Here is a 19,758-nt window from a genome sequence, read left to right as displayed (position 1 = left end):
GTGATATCCCTGTTTAAGAAATAGATTTATTTAATTGCATGTGTATGAAAATATTTGGGTTCCTATTCTTTATTCTCTTGCCGGCCTATTTGTCGGCAAGGGAATATCATGTTTCGCCTGTGGGTAACGATGCGGGGCCGGGAACGGAGAACGCTCCTTTCCGGACGATCAACCACGCCGCACAGATGGCTTTGCCGGGCGACACGGTGACCGTCCATGCGGGGACCTATCGGGAATGGGTCGTGCCTCCCAGAGGCGGTTTGTCGGACGAAATGCGCATCACCTACCAGGCTGCGCCGGGCGAACGGGTCGTCATCACCGGTTCGGAACCGGTAAAGGGCTGGGTGAAGGTACAGAACAATACCTGGAAAGTGACGTTGCCAAACAGCTTCTTTGGGGATACGAATCCTTTTGACGAACAAATCTATGGAAGTTGGTATCGGGGGAAAGGACTGCCGAATCATACCGGCTTTGTGATACTGAACGGACAGCGGATGCGGGAAACCTTTTCTCGTTGCGAGGTGCTGAAACCGGTGGGTGACCAACCTTATTGGTATGTGGAGGCTGACGGGAACGGCGGTCCGGTTTTGATGAATGTGGAATGGATTTGCCCCGCAGGTGGCAAACGTACGACGTCGATGCAGGCTTCCGTGAAGGGTGGCGACCAGGCGGTGTGTATGCAAGTAGTGGAACGTTGGCCTTTCGGATATTTGAAGGATGGCTCCATGCTTTATTTTGACGGTGTGGACTTTGGCGCGGGGACGGATACGCTCTTTGTACAGGCGGCTACATTGGCAAAGGGAGGGCTGATTGAAATCCATGCGGAGCGTCCGGAAGGCGAATTGCTGGGGACCGGCATGATTACCTGTACGGGCGACTGGGAGCGTTTTGTCGTCTTCCCGCTGACGTTGAATCGCCGGTTGACGGGGAAGCACAATCTCTGTTTCGTGTTGAAGGCTCCGGCACAACAGCTGGACGGCCGGACGACCCTTTGGGCGCAATTCCCCCAAGGAATGGATCCGAATCAGGAGTCTGTCGAAATCACCGCCCGAAGCTGTGTCTTTTATCCGGAACGGACCGGCATTCATTATCTGACCGTCCGTGGGTTTATTCTGGAAAACGCGGCCACGAACTGGGCGCCTCCTTCGGCTGAGCAACCCGGGTTGATTGGTACCCGTTGGTCGAAAGGTTGGATTATCGAAAACAATACGATTCGGAATTCACGATGTGCCGGAATCTCTCTGGGACGTCCGACGTTCGGCCATTCACACCATTATCAGAAGTTGCCTCCCCGCGTCTATCCGGAGCCGGAGGGCGAACAGACGGAACAGCAGTTGTTGGATTATTTCGAAAATGCCTCGTGGGAGAAAGAGGCGGTGGGATTCCATACGGTGCGGAATAACCATATTTATGCCTGCGGACAAGTGGGAATCGTCGGTTGCAGCGGAGGAGCTTTTAGTCGGATAGAGGGGAATGAAATCCATGATATCTGCATCGGAGAGACTTTCGAAGGCGATGAAATGGCGGGTATCAAATTGCATTTTGCCAACGATGCGGTGATCAAGGATAATCATATCTATCGTACGATTCGCGGTATCTGGCTGGATTGGGGCTCACAAGGTGTACAAGTTGTCGGGAATCTGTTTCACGACAACGGGGTGAATGAAGATTTGTTTATTGAAGTTTGCCACGGCCCGATTCTGGTGGCCAATAATATTTTGCTGTCGAAAAAAGGCATCTCTTTGTCACAGGGGATTGCCTGCGTCCATAATTTGGTCACGGGAGAAATGAATGGAGGCGTCGACCGTTGCGGCGGCGGACGTCTGACCTACTATTACAAACCGCATGGGACTGTTTCACTCGGGAAAGCGCCGAATCCGGGGGGCGATTGGCAGTGGTTGAATAATCTGTTGGTGAAACAGGCCTCGTTAGGCAATTGGGATGCGCCCGGACTGCCGATTCGTTATGAAGGAAATGTGTTTTCGGGGGGTGCGCGTCCGTCGGCTGACGACCGGAATGCGTGGGTCGACAAGGGAGCGGATCCCGATGTCAGACTGACTCAAAAGGCCGATGGCTGGTATTTATCCATGAAGGTCAGTCCCGATTGGAAAGGAGGAGTAAAGCGGCGTATGGTGACGACTTCTGTATTAGACAAAGCCATCGTTCCCCAACAGGCTTTCACGAATCCGGACGGCAGCCGTTTGAAAGTAGACACCGATTACATGGGAAATAAACGGAACAGGCATCCCTCTCCCGGAGCGCTGGAGATACAAACCTCCGGTTATCAGGAATGGAAAGTCTGGCCTAAACAGTAAAAAAAGGAGGAAGTTTAAAAATGAAATTGAACAAGATAATGATGGGACTATTCTTAACGATTATGGTTGGAATAGCGCATGGTCAGGAGTTGAAACAGACGGATGGTGGTTTTGCGGTATGCTCGAATGGAATAGGAGTGGAAATCCAAGTGTACTCGCCTACCATTATTCGGGTCTTGAAGTATCCGGAGGGCAAACGAGTGATCCCTCCCAGTTTTTCTGTTGTCAAAACTCCGGAGAAAACGCCTTTTAAAGTGCAAAAGGAAGGTGGCCGGGTGAGTTTGACGACGGATAGCTTGGTTGTCGCATTGGATGTGGAAACCGGAAAAATAACCTATGCCGATAGTCGGGGACGCTATTTGCTGAAGGAAAAAGCGTATGGCATCCAGTTTACACCGGTGAAATATGCCGATAATCATCAAACTTATCTTGTGCGACAAGCATTCCGGCTCGAAGAGGAGGAGGCGATTTATGGATTGGGGCAACAACAAGAAGGGAAGATGAACCAACGTAACCAATGGCTGGATTTGCATCAGGAAAATACACAGATTGCGATTCCTTATATACAGTCGGTCAAAGGGTATGGCTTGTTATGGGATAACGCTTCCTATACAGACTTTACGGATAATCCGATGGAAACGGCTTTCTGCTCGAAGGCGGGAAGCTGTGCCGATTATTATTTTTTGTATGGTGGGAATGCGGATGACGTGATTCGGAATATGCGAGATTTGACGGGGCAAGTCCAAATGAATCCGTTATGGACATACGGATATTGGCAGTCGAAAGAACGATACCAAAGTCAGGATGAACTGGTGGGTGTCGTCAAGAAGTATCGTGAGTTGGGAGTGCCATTGGATGGAATCATACAGGATTGGCAATACTGGGGTGTAGACCCGAAAGATTGGAACGCGCTGGCGTTCAATAATCCGAATTATCCCAATCCGAAAGCGATGATTGATGAGGTTCATCGAATGAATGCACATATTGCTATTTCGGTTTGGCCTTCGTTTGGGCCGAATACGGATATTTATAAGACATTCCGGCTGCGGGATTGGTTGTTGGATTTGCCCGGATGGCCCGAAGAGGCTTTGCCGTATGATGCTTTTCATCCGGAAGCCCGTGCTCTGTATTGGGAACGTATGGATAAGAATCTGTTCGCTTTGGGGATTGACGCTTGGTGGCTGGATGCGACAGAACCTGAATTAGCCATGAGAGACCTGCGGAAATGGAAACAAAACACTTACGTCGGACCTTATCGGACGGTTGCGAATGCCTATCCGATTGTTTCAGTCGGCGGCGTGTACGAACGGCAACGGGCGAAGACTTCTGATAAGCGTGTTTTTATTCTTACCCGTTCTGCTTTTACCGGGCAACAGCGTTATGGTGCTTGTTCTTGGTCGGGTGATGTTCAATCCTCATGGGAGGTATTACATAAGCAAATAGCTGCAGGACTTAATTTTTCTGTTTGTGGCATTCCTTATTGGAATACGGATATCGGTGGTTTTGCGTCGTGCAATTATTATCCGAAAGGCATTCAAGATCCGGCATATCGGGAATTGTATGTTCGTTGGATGCAGTTTGGTACATTTACGCCGATGATGCGGTCGCATGGAACGTGTACGCCTCGCGAGATTTATCTGTTCGGAGAGAAAGGTTCTTGGGAATTTGATGCATTGGAAAAGTACATTCGGTTGCGATACCGGTTGTTGCCTTATATTTATTCGACGGCGTGGAATGTAAGTCGGTATGGCGATACTTTTATGCGGGCTTTGTTCATGGATTTTCCGCATGATAAACGGATACTTGATTTGAACGATCAATATATGTTCGGACGTTCTCTGCTGGTTGCTCCAGTAACAGAACCGATGTATGTGGACGATGCCGGCAAAGTTCATTTGGACGATGTGAAAACGCGAACTGTTTATCTCCCTGACGGAACGGAATGGTTTGATTTCTGGACGGGAGAAAAATATGCAGGCCGACAATCTTTGGAAAAGGAGGTGCCTATAGATGTGATGCCTATTTATGTGAGGGCCGGTAGCATTCTTCCGCTCAGTCCGGTGATGCAATATGCAACTGAGAAACGATGGGATAAACTTGAAATTCGCGTGTATCCGGGGAGGGACGGCGAATTTGTGTTGTACGAAGATGAGAATGATAATTATAATTACGAGAAAGGTATATATTCAACAATTCGTTTCCGATGGGATGAGCAAAATCGGACGCTTGTGATTGGAGAACGGAAAGGCGAATTTCCCGGCATGTTGAAAAATCGTCAGTTTGATATTGTGTTGGTGGGAAAATCGCGTGGATGTGGCGATCAGTTGACTTCGAAGGTAAATAAGCAAATTGTTTATAAAGGAAATGAGATACGGGTTAAGTTATAATTGAACGGGGAATGAAAACAATTTTACCTTTACCAACGATTCTATTGGAAAAATGGAGTAGATTTGAATGTATAAATTAAGAATAACAAAATATAGAAGGACATGAAGTTTAAATATGTAATGATAAGTGGGGCAGCCTTGTTGTCGAATTGGTTGAATGCCCAAAATTGGTTGCCCGAAACGAAGCAGGCGGATAAACCGCTCCGCTTGTTGGAATGTGTGTATGAGGAGGCGCGGTTGGCACAGTGCCGTGAAGTGGGAGACGATACGGACTGGACTGTCTCGACAGGGACGGAAGGAAGCGGTGAACGAAAGACATATACGTTTACCTTTACGGCCCGCCGGGATCTGAAGAATGCCGGTGTGGCAGTCGCGTTCGACCGGTATGGCTGGACAAGCGATAATTATGTGATGATTCCGGCTTCGGTCTATAATGGTAACCGTCAGCGTATCGTGAACCGTGAATATGCGACCGGGTTGGACAAAACGGACTATTATCGGAAAGATTTGGCATTGACATCGAACCCGATTCCGCAGCTTTCGCCGGAGTTCGGTGCGCAGTCCCGTTTGGAGGTGTTGGTGAATAATACTGCCACTCCTGCTATCACCGTGTTGGAACGTGCCGGAAAGCAAGGGTTGATTTTGTTGACTGATCAAGGCATTGAACGGAATGGGCAGGTATTGGATCATGCCTTGATTGTGGAAGAGACGCCTGACCGAAGTGTCGCTTCGTTGGTTGTTAGTGCTCCTGGCGTGAGAGAGAAGAAACCGGAGTTTATCGGTTTCAGCAAGAGTCCGGACCGGGGAATTTCGGTTCGGGAAGGCGAACAGATTGTGATTCGGGTGACGGCGATTGCTTTTCCTTGCGCGGAGGTTCCGGAGCTATTGGCTCGTTTTATGAAGGAACGTAAATCGCACACGCAACGGATTGAACCCAGAAACTTGATGCCGATGAGCGAGGTGTTCGATCGTATGGTTCGGAATATCGACGAGCGTTATTATGTCGGTAAGCAGTGGGAGTATTATTGCCCGGAGAATGCCGATTGGATGTCGTATGGCTGGATCGGTGGATTGATCAATACCTATCCGATGCTGACTTTGGGCGACGAGGAACATGCCCGGAGGGTGTATAACACGTTCGATTTTTCGCTGCCGCGTGCGAAAGGGAAAAGCGGTTATTATTATGATGTCTTGGGGGCGGATGGACAAGTACGTTTGCGGGATGCGGCAGCCCTTTACAACGGCATTGGGTTGACCCGGAAGAATGCGGATATTCTCTATTGGATGGTGAAGCAATTCATGTTGATGGAAACGATGGGCGATGGCGGTCAAATTCGGGACGAATGGGTATCGGATGTGCGGCGATTGGCCGATGCGTTTGTCAAGACGTGGCAGGAAAACGGGACTTGGGGCAACTACATCGATGTTGAGTCTGGAAAGATTGCCGCCTACAATACGACCGGCGGGGCAATGGCTGTCGCTGGGTTGGCGTTGGCTTCTCGTTATTTCGACCAACCGGACTATCTGCGGGTAGCACGTGAAGCAGCGGATTTTTATTATAAGGATTTTGCTCTTGTCGGTTTTACATCCGGTGCTTGCGGCGATATTTTGCAGAATTCGGATTCGGAAACGGCGATTGCGTTGACCACTTCGTTGATGACGTTGTATGAGGTGACGGGCGAACAACCCTATCTGGAGCAGGCGCAAGATTTGGCAAATTTGTGTGCGACATGGACGGTCTCCTTTTTCTATCGTTTGCCTGAGGAGACGCCGTTAGCCAAGTTAGGTGCTAACTTGACGGGAGCTGTTTGGGCAAGTACGCAAAACAAGCATGGGGCACCGGGATTCTGCACACAGTCTGGCGATGCTTTGTTCAAACTTTACCGGGCGACGGGTGACACGCTTTATGCTGAGTTGCTGCGGGATGTGATTCATGCTCATGCGGAAGGTGTACAACCCAATGGAAAGATAACGGAACGGTTAACCTATTGCGATGCCGATAGTCGGGGTTCTCGCGGCGATGGGGGAAAAACCGGCTGGAATGAAACAAACGGTGCTTTGATGGCACTGGAGATTCCGGGGATTTACCTCCGCACCGATTCCTCCCGATTATATGTATTCGACCATGTAAAGGCCCACATCATCCGGGAAACTGACAAGGCTATCTGGCTGGAAATTACCAATCCGACGCGCTACGATGCACAAGTGACAATCTTAAGCGAGAATCAGGCGGAATCAGTAAAACCATTAGGCGATAATGCCTTCCTTACGTGGCATCAAAAAGTATCCATCAAAGCTGGCAAGCGTATCCAGTATAAAGTAAACAAAGAAAAAGAATAACCAATAAAATTAGAAAGCATGAATAAATACATCTTTTTAGCCCTCTCGTTATGGGTTTCATGGCAAAATGCACCTGCACAGGAAACGTATCCATTTCGTGATATAAACCTTCCTATAGAGGAACGAGTAGAAGACCTGGTCTCTCGGCTTACATTATCCGAAAAAGTACAAATGATGAAACATCAGTCTCCGGCTATTGAACGTCTGGGTGTACCAGCTTACAACTGGTGGAACGAAGCACTTCACGGCGTCGCTCGCACGAAAGAAAAGGTAACGGTTTTTCCACAAGCGATTGCATTAGCGGCCACGTTCGATGCCGATGCTTTAGCCCAATCAGCCGAGATGATATCATCGGAAGGACGCGCATTGTTCAACGAAGATTTGCGCGCTGGCAAAACCGGTGGTCCCTATCGAGGATTAACCTATTGGACACCCAATGTGAATATCTTTCGTGACCCGCGCTGGGGACGTGGACAGGAAACCTATGGTGAAGATCCCTATCTTACGGCTAAAATGGGGGCAGCCATGGTACGAGGTCTAGAAGGTACAGATCCTAATCACCTGAAGGCTGTTGCTTGCGCCAAACATTATGCAGTACATAGTGGACCGGAGGGAAGTCGCCACTCTTTCAATGTATCGGTCAGTGCATATGATTTATGGGATACCTATTTACCTGCCTTTCGCGAATTGGTAGTGAAAGCCAAGGTACATGGCGTGATGTGCGCCTATAACCGATTCGAGAACCAACCTTGCTGTGGGAACAATGAACTGCTGCATGATATTCTCCGCAATCAATGGAAGTTCGATGGATATGTAACGTCGGATTGCTGGGCAATCAACGATTTTGCTCACAACCATAAAACACATGCCAATGACATAGAAGCTGTAAGTGACGCTGTCTTGAAAGGTACAGATTTGGAGTGCGGAAACCTTTACCAACTATTGGAGCAAGGCGTGCAACAAGGACTTATCTCAGAACGTGACATAGATGTCTCCTTGAAGCGTTTACTTACTATCTTATTTAAAATTGGGCTCTTCGACCCTGTTGAGGCAAATCCATACGGACAAATCGGACAGGAAGTCATTGAGTGCGATGCTCACAAACAGCAAGCATACGAGATGGCGCGTAAATCGATGGTACTCCTGAAGAACGAACGGAAAATTCTCCCTCTAAAGAAGGAAAAACTAAAGCGGATTGCAGTCATTGGTCCGAACGCGAATGATGAGCAAACACTTCTCGCCAACTATTTCGGAACCCCAAGTGAAATCATTACTCCGCTAGAAAGTTTACAGAAACGTTTGGGTAATGACATAGAAATCGACTACATGAAGGGAGTAGATTATTTGCGCCTTCTACCTGATGCCCCTTCGCTCCGAGAAGTGGCCAAACAGGCAAAAAAAGCTGATGTGATTATCTTTGTTTCCGGTATTAATGCCAACTATGAAGGTGAAGCAGGAGACGCTGGAGCTGATGGATATGCAGGTTTTGCCAGTGGAGACCGTTCTTCCATGCAACTTCCGGCCGTTCAACTGGATTTGTTGAAAGAATTGGAAAAGACAGGTCGTCCACTCATTCTTGTGAACATGTCTGGTTCGGTTATGAATTTTGAATGGGAAAGCCAGCATGTCGACGCAATTCTCCAAGCTTGGTATGGCGGACAAGCTGCAGGTGATGCTATCACAGATATCCTTTTCGGCGATTACAATCCTGCAGGACGTATGCCTTTGACAACCTACATGAATGATGCAGACTTGCCTCCATTCGAAGATTACGCCATGCAGAACCGCACCTATCGCTATTTCCGTGGGCAAGTGCGTTATCCTTTTGGCTATGGATTGAGTTATACCACATTCCAATACACACCCGTTACAACAGACTCTATCGTACAAACAAGTCATTCCATCCAATTTACCACACGTGTTACGAATACAGGTGAACGAGATGGAGAAGAGGTTGTGCAATTGTATATCTCACATACGGGAGACTCCGCTTCCCCTCGCCCGCTTCGAGCTTTGAAGGGATTCCGTCGCATATCATTAAAGAAGGGAGAAAGTCGTGAAGTCACTTTCACCCTCTCACCGGAAGAATTGGCATTAGTCGACACCGACGGGAATTTAGTCGAACGTGCCGGTAAAGCGGATGTTTTCATAGGAGGCGGCCAACCCTATCAAGCGGAGGGTGTTTTCTATCCGCTCACGATTTCGGGTGATGATTATCGCATCTCTTATTAAGCTAAGAAAACCATACTTCAAATAGCATGAATTAAACATGATGCAAGATGAAGATTAAAGAGAAAAACAGGAGAACAAATATATACGGAGTTGGGATTGCATTCCTTTTGGGCATAACGTCTTGTCGGCAAACCGGACCAATCGAGGCACGCGTAGCCTCGGAACCACAGACCTTCTGCAACCCATTGAATTTGGATTACCGTTTTATGAAAATAGCGGAAGGAGCGGGTATACGCGAAGCAGCCGATCCTGTAGTGATTCCTTTCAAAGGACATTATTGGCTCTTTGCATCCAAGTCGTCCGGTTATTGGCATACAGATGATTTCAACACATGGGAATATGTATTCATTCCAGATTCTGTTCTCCCAATCGAGGACTATGCGCCGGGACTTTTTGTTCACGATGATTATATCTATTATATTGGTTCCACCCGAGGTAAAGCGATGCTCTATCGTTCTGCGCATCCCGAAACGGGGCAATGGGAAGCCGTAAAGAGTATAAGTGCGAATTGGGATCCTGCCTTTTATGTAGAAGGCGATTCACTCTATCTGTATTATGGTAGTTCGCCCACCGATCCAATCTACGGACAACGTTTTAATTTGAAGACATTAGAGGCTGAAGGCAAAACAGTAGCATGTATTAACACATATACAGAAACTCACGGTTGGGAACGTCCTGGAGCTCGAAACGAACTTCCACGCCGTCCTTATTTGGAAGGCGCTTGGCTAACTGCACATGACGGAAAATATTATCTGGAATATGCGGCACCCGGAACAGAATGGGACACGTATGCCGACGGAGCCTACGTATCAGATAATCCGTTAGGTCCTTTTAAATATCTACCGAATAGTCCCGTATCCTACAAGCCAACTGGTTTCTTAGGAGGAGCTGGACATGGTTGCCTTTTCCTTGTAGGAGACACTTATTGGAAAGCCGCAACCAACTCCATTTCAGTTCGACATATGTTCGAACGGCGCGTATCACTCTATCCTGCAGGATTTGACACAGACGGTTATCTACATACTGACACCGAATGGGGCGATTATCCATTGTTCCTTCCTGGAAAAGGGAGCAGGAAACGTCCCAAGTGGATGCTTTTGTCAGAAGACAAACCTGTCAGTACTTCTTCATCGCTCGCTGATTATCCAGCAACCCAATTAGTCGACGAAAATATGCGCACGGCATGGGTTGCTGATAGCAACAAAGAAGAATGGGTCGTCATAGACTTAGAAAACGAAGCCAATATCGCTGCTATACAAGTGAACTACGACGAATACGGAGCTACGTGGCTAGGCCGTCAGTCTGGATTATATCAAAGTTATTGCTTGTACGCCTCACACGACGGGGAAAAATGGTATGTCATTGCAGACAAAAGCCAAAAGCGCACTGATACGCCACACGATTATATTGAGTTTGAATCACCCTTTAAAGCCCGTTATATTAAATGGGAAAACAAAGCTTATACCATATCGGGGAATGTATCTTTACGCGAATTACGTGTTTTCGGTTTAGGTTCCGGCAAAAAACCAGCATCACTTACAGAGTTCAACGTGGAACCAAATGCCAAAGATGCCTGTCGGGCTACCTTGAGTTGGCAACCCGTCGAAGGAGCCAAAGGTTATGTCGTCCATGCGGGTATAGCCCCTGATAAGTTGTACCATACCTACCAGATAACAGATAGTACACAAATAGAACTTACCGGATTGAATGCCGATGTCTCCTACTATTTCTCGATAGATACGTACAACGAACAAGGCGTAACAAAAGGAAATGTAATCCACAAATTAAAACGGGAATAGAAATAAAGTATAACCTATAAAAAACGAAAAGATGAGATTTATTATTTGTATGTTATTAGCGTTGGTGTCGTCAGGATTCCTTACGGCACAATCGCTCCGCGAGAAAATAAGACTGAACCAGGATTGGCGGTTTGCAAAAGGGCATGCTGCTGACCCTGCGAAAGATTTTAATTACGGGAGAGCTTTGTCTTTCTCTAAAATTGCGTTCTTGCAAGAATCTACCATGTTGGAAGCCGATCAAGAATCCGATATACAGATTCCACATACGCAAAAGTTTGATGATAGCGCATGGGATTCTATATCCTTGCCGCACGATTGGGGAATGGCGCTGGGTTACGACCCCGCACAATTTAAAATAAAGGGCTATCGCAAACTGGGAGGGCGTTCTCCAGAAAATAGCGTCGGCTGGTATCGGAAAACTTTCTATCCGGAACTGAAGAAAGGATGCCGTTATACATTAGAATTCGAAGGTATTTTCCGTGACGCACAAGTCTGGATGAACGGCATTTATTTAGGAAAAGGTGAAAGCGGATACGTCCCGTTGGTATTCGACGTGACAGAATGCTTAAACTACGAACCCGGAGCTGATAACGTGATTTCTGTCCGCGTAGATGCCACGCATTCCGAACTTTGGTCTTACGAAGGTGCAGGTATTTATCGAAATGTCTGGTTCATACAGACTGACCCGGTACATGTAACCCAATGGGGTACATGCATCACTACTGAGGTAAGCCAAGATTTTCAAACAGCATCTATCAACGCATCTGTCGAAGTAACCAACGAACACAATGCCTTGAAAGAAATAGTGGTCCGAAACCGTATCCTGGACCCGACCCAAAAGGAGGTCGCTTCGTCGGAAACAACCCTGCATGTAGATGCTTTGCAAACAGAAGAGTCCATCACACAGATGCAAATCAAGCAACCGCGCCTTTGGTCTTTATCGCATCCACACATGTACAAGATGCAAACCGATTTGCTGGTTGATGGTAAGCTCGTGGATACGTATAGCACAGACTTCGGTATCCGTACCATTCATTTCGACCCCGACAAAGGTTTCTTCTTAAACGGAGAGCATGTCCAAATCCAAGGTGTTTGTTGTCATCAAGACCATGCGGGTGTAGGCATCGCGGTTCCAGACCGCTTGAACGCTTGGCGCGTAGCTAAGCTGAAGGAATTCGGGGCAAATGCTTATCGCGCTTCTCACAATCCGCCGACGGAATCCGTGCTGAATGCGTGCGATACCTTGGGCATGTTGGTATTAGACGAACTTCGTGTCCTCAGTTCCAGTGACGAAGGGCTTGCCCAGCTGAAGACTATCGTCCGCCGTGACCGCAACCATCCTTCCGTAATTCTTTGGTGTCTCGGAAACGAAGAGCCGGCGTTGCAAGGAACTGAGAGAGGTCGCATGATTGTGGAACGCATGAAGCAAGTATTGCGTCAATACGACCCTGACCGCCTCTGCACCGCTGCCATGAACGGAAGCTGGGGTGAAGGTTTTACCAAAGCGGTTGATGTGCAAGGTTCCAATTATTTCTCGATTGGGAACCTGGACGAAGTACACCAACATTTTCCGAAACTGCCTTGCCTGCTAACGGAAGAGGCGAGCACCGTCACAACACGCGGCATTTATCAAACTATTCCGGAAAAAGATTTCCATCAAGCCTACGACCGCGACCATCCGGGTTGGGGTTCCACGGCTCAACGATGGATGCGCTACGTAGACGCGCGTCCCTATATCGCCGGCGCTTTTGTCTGGACTGGCTTCGATTACGGAGGCGAAGCGCTCCTGAACTTCTGGCCGGGCACGGTCTCCAATTTCGGTATCTACGACTATTGCGGCTTCCCCAAAGATGCATATTGGTATTATAAGGCCTGGTGGACGAATGAGCCTGTACTTCATGTGCTTCCTCATTGGAACGGTATCGGTACGGATTCCGTCGATGTCCATCTGTATACCAATATGGACGAAGTAGAGCTGTTGGTAAACGGCCGCAGCTTGGGTAAAAAAACGGTGGGTAAATACGACATCCCTGCCTGGCGCGTGAAGTACGTACCCGGAAAGGTCGAAGCGCGTGGCTGGAAAGCAGGAAAGCATTACAAAGTCCGCGTTGAAACTACCGGCGAACCGACCTCGTTAGCATTGGTCAGCGAGACAGGTCCTGCGCTCTGTGGAGATGGTAACGACGTATCTGTCATTACGGTAAAGGTGCTGGACAAAAAGGGGCGCGTAGTCCCCACGGCTCATAACCGCGTGAATTTCTCCATTCGCCATGGCCGCATCCTGGGCGTAGGGAATGGACACCCTTCCAGCCAAGAACCGGACGTATTCCCGACAGGCGAACCAGTCTATCGCCACGCTTTCAACGGTTATGCGCAGGTTATTGTTTCCAGCGATGGCTCCGGAAAGCCTATCGAACTGGTAGCAGAATCTGACGGCTTGGAACGCGCACGCATCCAATTGGATGTAAACCGTCCGGCGGAAGAATAATGCCACATTCCCCAAGCGTGGGAAATGGATTTTCGGACGACAATTGACCCTCCAATGCCACTGGAAACCTTTTGTCGGACGAAATTCCATTTCGACGCCGTCGAAAATGCTTCCGGCGGAAAATTGGAACTTTCGACACCGTCGAAAATGCTTCCGGAAGAAAATCGAGACTTTCGACGCCGTCGAAAATGCTTCCGGAAGAAAATCGAGACTTTCGACGCCGTCGAAAATGCTTCCGGAAGAAAATCGAGACTTTCGACGCCGTCGAAAATGCTTCCGGAGAAAAATTAGAACTTTCGACGCCGTCGAAAACGCTTCCGGCGGGAAATTGGAACTTTCGACGCTGTCGAAGGAAGGACATTTCGAAAAAACTATTAGAAAAGCTCCCCTGCTTTGATAGGGGAGCTGGCGAAGCGGCAGCTGAGACTGAGGGGTTCATACACACAAAAAGAAAACCAACCCCTCACCCCTTCGGGGAACTCCCCTATCAAAGCAGGGGAGCTTTTCAGATAGTTTTTATAGCTCCTCTTTTCAAATCGTATTTCGAAACGTTTGTGGCTGCAGGCCTCGCTTCGACCTGCGGTAGCCAATTTAAAGGAAAGAGCCGTGCCCTCTTTCCAACTTGTTTCTCATTTTGCGCGGAAGATTGCGTATAAATCCGTATCTTTGCAGGCATTTAAAAATATAGGATTGAACGCATATGGAAATCGCAGCATTAGTATCGGGAGGCGTAGATAGCTCTGTCGTGGTCCACCTGTTAAAAGAAGCGGGCTACGACCCTACTATTTTCTACATCCGCATCGGAATGGAAGACAAGGATGGCTATATCGACTGCCCGGCGGAAGAGGATATTGAAATCACATCGTATATCGCCAAGAAATATGGGTGCCGCTTCGAGCAAGTATCGCTGCACGACGAGTATTGGGAGAAAGTGGTCAGCTATACGATTGATTCCGTTAAGCGTGGTTTGACACCGAACCCGGATATGATGTGCAATAAATATATCAAGTTCGGTTGCTTCGAAGATAAATGGGGCAAGGATTTTGACAAGATTGCCACGGGCCATTATGCCACCACGACTGAAATCGATGGGAAAGTGTGGCTCTCGACCGCCAAAGACCCGGTAAAAGACCAGACCGACTTCCTGGGGCAGATTACCCGCTTGCAAATCCAGAAACTGATGTTCCCCATCGGGCACCTGATGAAGAGCGAGGTGCGTGCCATCGCCGAAGCGCAGAAACTCCCGAGCGCGAAACGAAAGGACAGCCAAGGCATCTGCTTCTTGGGCAAAATCAATTATAATGATTTTATCGAACGTTACTTGGGAAAACGTCCGGGAAAGATTATCGAGCTGGAGACAGGCAAAGTACTGGGCAAACACAATGGCTATTGGTTTCACACCATCGGCCAACGGAAAGGCTTGGGATTAAGTGGAGGTCCGTGGTTTGTCATCCAAAAAGACATCCGTCGCAACATTATCTATGTATCAAACGGATACGACCCGGAAACGCAATACGGCAAAGTCATTAACATGCACGGATTCGACTTCATTACCGAAGATCCGTGGGGCGAGTTTGACGATGCGAAGGAGATTACCTTTAAAATCCGCCACACCCCCGAGTTCACGCATGGTTACATCCGCCGCATCGGGGACGTCTACCGTATCGAATCAGATGAGAAAATACAGGGTATCGCGCCAGGACAATACGGCGTGGTATACGATAAAGACCACCATCTTTGCCTGGGAAGCGGAATGATTATAGGAGACGAAGGAAACTAAATACACGATGAAGCGTAAGTCTGTACTTTACATAATCGGTACAATGGTTGGCCTGGCGTTTTTCTGGATGAATTGCCAAGCGGAAGAGATTCCGAACAGCCAATACGAGGCATTGCCGGTCGACATGGAAATCTGCCAAGCGGAAGATAGCCCGATAGGAAAAGGTTTTTCGGCTTTCCAAGTCGAAGGTCATTTCGTATGGGGAGCGTCTGTTTTACAATCAGAAGAAGACGGGAAATATTATATGGTATATTCAGCGCCCGAAGGAAAAGGGGAATATCCGTTCAACCAAGCATGGGTCTATGGTTCGAAGTTGGGATTGGCCGTTTCTGACCGTCCGGATGGAGGTTTCCGCCAATTGGGTTTCTTCTTAAACGAAGATGGTTTTGCTCCGGATACTTCCGCCTGGGATGCGCAAACCGTAATGAATCCACATCTTCGACGTTTCAATGGGAAATATTATCTCTATTATGTAGGAGGAAGAGAGGCCACCCACCTGCCCATCCAAGCCAAAGATGGCGGGCGGTTGGATAAACGAAGCCGCATCCAGCAAATGCTTTGCATCGGCGTCATCTCGTTTGATACATTCGATGATTTGCGGAAAGGTATATTCAAAAGGAGTCAAACACCTTTGTTGTCCCCTCGAACGCGCGTGAAACCGGATGATATCGTAAATCCTTCGCCTCTGGGGACACAGCCCAAGCCGGATAATATCATTGTGGTCAATCCGTCGGTAGTGTATCGTCCATCGGACGGCAAATACCTGCTCTATTTCAAAGGAAATATATATGACCCCTATTGGCGGGGAATCCACGGTGTAGCCCTGAGCGATTCACCCGAGGGGCCATTCGTCCCATTAGATATTCCGGTCTTCGACTTGCCCTCGTCCGACGGGCAAAAGCTTTCAGCAGAAGATCCTTATGTCTGGTATAATCAGAAAGAGAAATTGTTTTATGCCATCTTCAAAGACTTTACCGGACATTTTACCCATGCGGAACCTTGCTTGGCTATTATGTACTCGAAAGATGGTATTCATTGGGAATTGCCTAAGCATTCCCTCTTCATGAAAAAAGAGCTTATACTCCGCACTGGCGATACGATAAAAGTAGACAGACTGGAACGCCCGCAATTGCTTTTAAACGATAATGGCGACCCGTTAGTTTTGTATGCCGCTTGTTCAATCAAAGATTTGAATGCTAAAAGCGACGGGAGTTCCTTCAATGTACAGATTCCGCTGAAAAAGATAAAGCAAACAGGTAATGAAGAATAACAATAAAAATAAGAAGGGACACAGATGAAAACGACATTGACATGGACCGCCGGTTCGGTTTTCCTATTCCTACTTTCTTGTAGCGGGCAAAAGAGCTCTTCCGAGGAGCAAGAAAATAGGTATCCCAACATCGTTTATATTTTAGCTGATGATTTAGGATATGGAGATATCCATGCCTACAATTCTTCCAGTAAGATACCGACACCGGCCCTTGATAGTTTGGCTGCATCTGGCATACAATTTACGGATGCGCATTCAAACGCTGCCGTTAGTACACCGACTCGCTATGGTATTTTAACGGGTCGATATGCTTTCCGTTCACGTTTGAAGAGCGGCGTATTGGTAGGGCATTCACCCTCTTTAATCGAATCCGGACGCGAAACAGTCGCCTCCCTACTTCGAAAAAATGGTTACACGACTGCCTGCATCGGGAAATGGCATTTGGGTCTTGATTGGGCACGTATCGATACCACCAAACCGCTTTTTACCGGAAACGAATGGGATATTCAAGATACCCGAAACATTAATTATGCCGAAGTGGTACATGGAGGACCATCTGAGCATGGCTTTGATTACAGCTATATTCTTCCGGCCTCTTTGGATATTGCACCTTACGTATATATAGAAAACGGACGGGTAAACAGTCCGGTAAATACCCATGTCCCCGATTGGCATGACGACCGTGCACACGGAATGTGGTATCGTCATGGCGATAAAGCAGATAATTTTGAACACGCTGCGTGTTTGCCACATTTCACCCAAAAGGCTGTCGACTATATTACTTCAGCAGCCCAAGGCAATAAACCCTTCTTTCTTTACTTCCCAATCACAGCGCCGCATACACCCTGGTTACCATCGAGCAGCTTTGAAGGCAAATCGGAAGCAGGTGTTTACGGAGATTTCGTTTGCATGGTAGACGATGTCGTGCGACAAATCCGACAGGCGCTCGAAAAGAGCGGGCAACTGGAGAATACAATTCTTATCTTTACCAGTGATAATGGTTCCAGTTGGAGCCAAAAAGACATAGAAGATACTGGACATCGTGCTAACGGGCTTTTTTCCGGACAGAAATCCGATTTATGGGAAGGTGGGCATCGCGTCCCGTTCATTGTATATTGGCCAAAGCAGATAAAGGAAGGGAAAATCTGTGATGAAGTTATCTGTACAACCGACCTGATGGCTACCTGTGCCGAAATGGTAGGCCAACCTTTACCTGACGATGCGGGAGAAGATAGCTATAGTTTTTGGAAAGTGTTGACAGGTGAACCCTATTCCTCCCCTTTACGTGAAGCAACAATCCACCATTCCATCGACGGCTATTTTGCACTTCGTCAAGGAGATTGGGTTTACCTCAAAGCGCACGGTTCGGGCGGATGGTCACTCTCGGAAAAGGATGCGGCAAACCGTCCGGCAGAACAATTGTATAATCTGAAGGAAGACCCAACCGAACAAAACAACGTGGCAGCGAATTATCCAAAACAAGTAGAAAAAATGAGACGGCTGCTTGAACATTATGTTACGTCGGGCAAAAGTCGTCGATAATGAGTATAACTACATAAATAATAACAACATAAATTAGAAGCATACAATGCAAAAACCGTCAATACCCAAAGGTACCAGAGACTTTTCGCCGGAAGAGATGGCGAAGCGTAATTACATATTCAATACCATCCGCGAGGTGTACCATCTGTATGGTTTCCAACAGATAGAGACGCCAGCGATGGAGAACCTGTCCACGCTCATGGGCAAGTATGGCGAGGAGGGCGACAAGCTCCTGTTTAAGATTCTGAACTCCGGTGATTGCTTTGCGGGTATCTCTGAAGAGGAACTGAAGGAGATGAACCCGGTGAAGTTCGCCAATAAAGCGTGCGAGAAGGGCTTGCGTTACGACTTGACCGTCCCGTTCGCCCGTTTCGTGGTGCAGCATCGGAACGAAATTTCATTTCCTTTCAAACGCTATCAGATTCAGCCCGTTTGGCGCGCCGACCGTCCGCAGAAGGGACGTTACCGCGAGTTTTACCAGTGCGATGGCGACGTGGTGGGTTCCAATTCGCTGATTAACGAAGTGGAACTGATTCAAATCATGGATGAGGTGTTCCGCCGCTTCGGCATCCGTGTCTGCATCAAGATGAACAACCGCAAGATTCTGTCGGGCATTGCCGAGATACTGGGCGCGTCGGATAAAATCGTGGATATTACAGTAGCCATCGACAAGCTGGACAAGATTGGCTTGGAGAATGTAAACGCCGAACTGCGCGACAAGGGGCTTTCGGAAGAGGCTATCGCCCGGCTCCAACCCGTCATCCTCCTGAGCGGCACGAACCGCGAGAAGTTGGCTTCGTTGCGGGAAATTCTGGCACAATCGGAGGTCGGCCGGAAGGGCATCGAGGAGTTGGAATTTATCCTCGACCGCGTAGAAAAGCTGACGCTACACGCGGAGTTGGAGATTGATTTAACCTTGGCGCGCGGACTGAACTACTATACCGGTGCCATCTTCGAAGTGAAGGCGCTCGACGTGCAAATCGGTAGCATCACGGGCGGCGGGCGATACGACAACCTGACGGGCGTGTTCGGCATGGAGGGCGTTTCGGGCGTCGGCATCTCTTTCGGCGCAGACCGTATCTTCGACGTATTGAACCAATTGGAGCTTTATCCGAAAGACGCGTTGCAGACCACGCAGCTTCTGTTCGTCAATTTCGGTGCGACGGAAGAGGCGTATCTCCTGCCCTTGGTGGCGCAAGTCCGCGCGGCCGGCATCCGTACCGAGCTTTACCCTGAAGCGGCCAAGATGAAGAAGCAAATGGGCTATGCCGACACCAAGAAAATCCCGTTCGTGGCCATCGTGGGCGAAACGGAAATGGCGGAAGGCAAAATCAACCTCAAGAATATGCTGACAGGCGAACAAAAGATGGTGACGCTCGACGAGCTCATTCAGTCGTTCGCCTGAAAAGAGCGCTCCGGAAGCGTGCCTGACCGGTCATTCTTGTGCCACGACTGCTCCAGAAGCGTGCCTGACCGGTCGTTCTTGTGCCGCGACTGCTCCGGAGGCATGCCTGACCGGTCGTTCTCGCGCCGCGACCGCTCCGGAAGCGTGCCTGACCGGTCGTTCTTGTGCCGCGACTGCTCCGGAAGCGTGCCTGACCGGTC

The 19,758-nt window shown here is 48.5% G+C and carries 10 protein-coding genes; all 10 read left to right on the top strand.

What is annotated here, in order from left to right; genetic code table 11:
- The first annotated feature begins 44 nt into the window (after window positions 1-44).
- Complete coding sequence (locus tag B5F77_RS02185) at window positions 45-2,315, top strand: right-handed parallel beta-helix repeat-containing protein (RefSeq protein WP_162607939.1); 2,271 nt, start codon at window positions 45-47, stop codon at window positions 2,313-2,315.
- Between the two features lie 20 nt (window positions 2,316-2,335).
- On the top strand, window positions 2,336-4,702 hold the full coding sequence (locus B5F77_RS02180) for a glycoside hydrolase family 31 protein (protein WP_087326988.1): 2,367 nt from the start codon (window positions 2,336-2,338) through the stop codon (window positions 4,700-4,702).
- A gap of 102 nt (window positions 4,703-4,804) precedes the next feature.
- On the top strand, window positions 4,805-7,042 hold the full coding sequence (locus B5F77_RS02175) for a hypothetical protein (RefSeq protein ID WP_239445705.1): 2,238 nt from the start codon (window positions 4,805-4,807) through the stop codon (window positions 7,040-7,042).
- A 171-nt stretch (window positions 7,043-7,213) separates the two neighbouring features.
- The gene (locus B5F77_RS02170; protein ID WP_239445704.1) at window positions 7,214-9,274 is read left to right on the top strand and encodes a glycoside hydrolase family 3 C-terminal domain-containing protein; all 2,061 of its coding nucleotides are present in this window, start codon (window positions 7,214-7,216) and stop codon (window positions 9,272-9,274) included.
- A 47-nt stretch (window positions 9,275-9,321) separates the two neighbouring features.
- Window positions 9,322-11,073, top strand: a complete 1,752-nt coding sequence (locus B5F77_RS02165) for a discoidin domain-containing protein (protein WP_087326980.1) — start codon at window positions 9,322-9,324, stop codon at window positions 11,071-11,073.
- Between the two features lie 31 nt (window positions 11,074-11,104).
- Window positions 11,105-13,561, top strand: coding sequence for a beta-galactosidase GalA (gene galA / locus B5F77_RS02160; RefSeq protein WP_087326977.1), 2,457 nt, complete (start codon window positions 11,105-11,107; stop codon window positions 13,559-13,561).
- Window positions 13,562-14,261: 700 nt separating this feature from the next.
- The gene (gene mnmA / locus B5F77_RS02150) at window positions 14,262-15,341 is read left to right on the top strand and encodes a tRNA 2-thiouridine(34) synthase MnmA (protein ID WP_087326971.1); all 1,080 of its coding nucleotides are present in this window, start codon (window positions 14,262-14,264) and stop codon (window positions 15,339-15,341) included.
- Between the two features lie 7 nt (window positions 15,342-15,348).
- Window positions 15,349-16,611 carry a glycoside hydrolase family protein gene (locus tag B5F77_RS02145; protein ID WP_140392794.1) on the top strand — a complete coding sequence of 421 codons (1,263 nt, stop codon included), beginning with the start codon at window positions 15,349-15,351 and terminating at the stop codon, window positions 16,609-16,611.
- Window positions 16,612-16,635: 24 nt separating this feature from the next.
- The gene (locus tag B5F77_RS02140) at window positions 16,636-18,153 is read left to right on the top strand and encodes an arylsulfatase (protein ID WP_087326966.1); all 1,518 of its coding nucleotides are present in this window, start codon (window positions 16,636-16,638) and stop codon (window positions 18,151-18,153) included.
- 46 nt (window positions 18,154-18,199) lie between these two features.
- The gene (gene hisS, locus B5F77_RS02135; RefSeq protein ID WP_087326963.1) at window positions 18,200-19,558 is read left to right on the top strand and encodes a histidine--tRNA ligase; all 1,359 of its coding nucleotides are present in this window, start codon (window positions 18,200-18,202) and stop codon (window positions 19,556-19,558) included.
- Window positions 19,559-19,758 lie beyond the last annotated feature (200 nt).

This window comes from Parabacteroides sp. An277, from assembly GCF_002159645.1.
Classification (GTDB): Bacteria; Bacteroidota; Bacteroidia; order Bacteroidales; family Tannerellaceae; genus Parabacteroides.
This window is presented reverse-complemented; position numbering and strand designations above follow the sequence as displayed.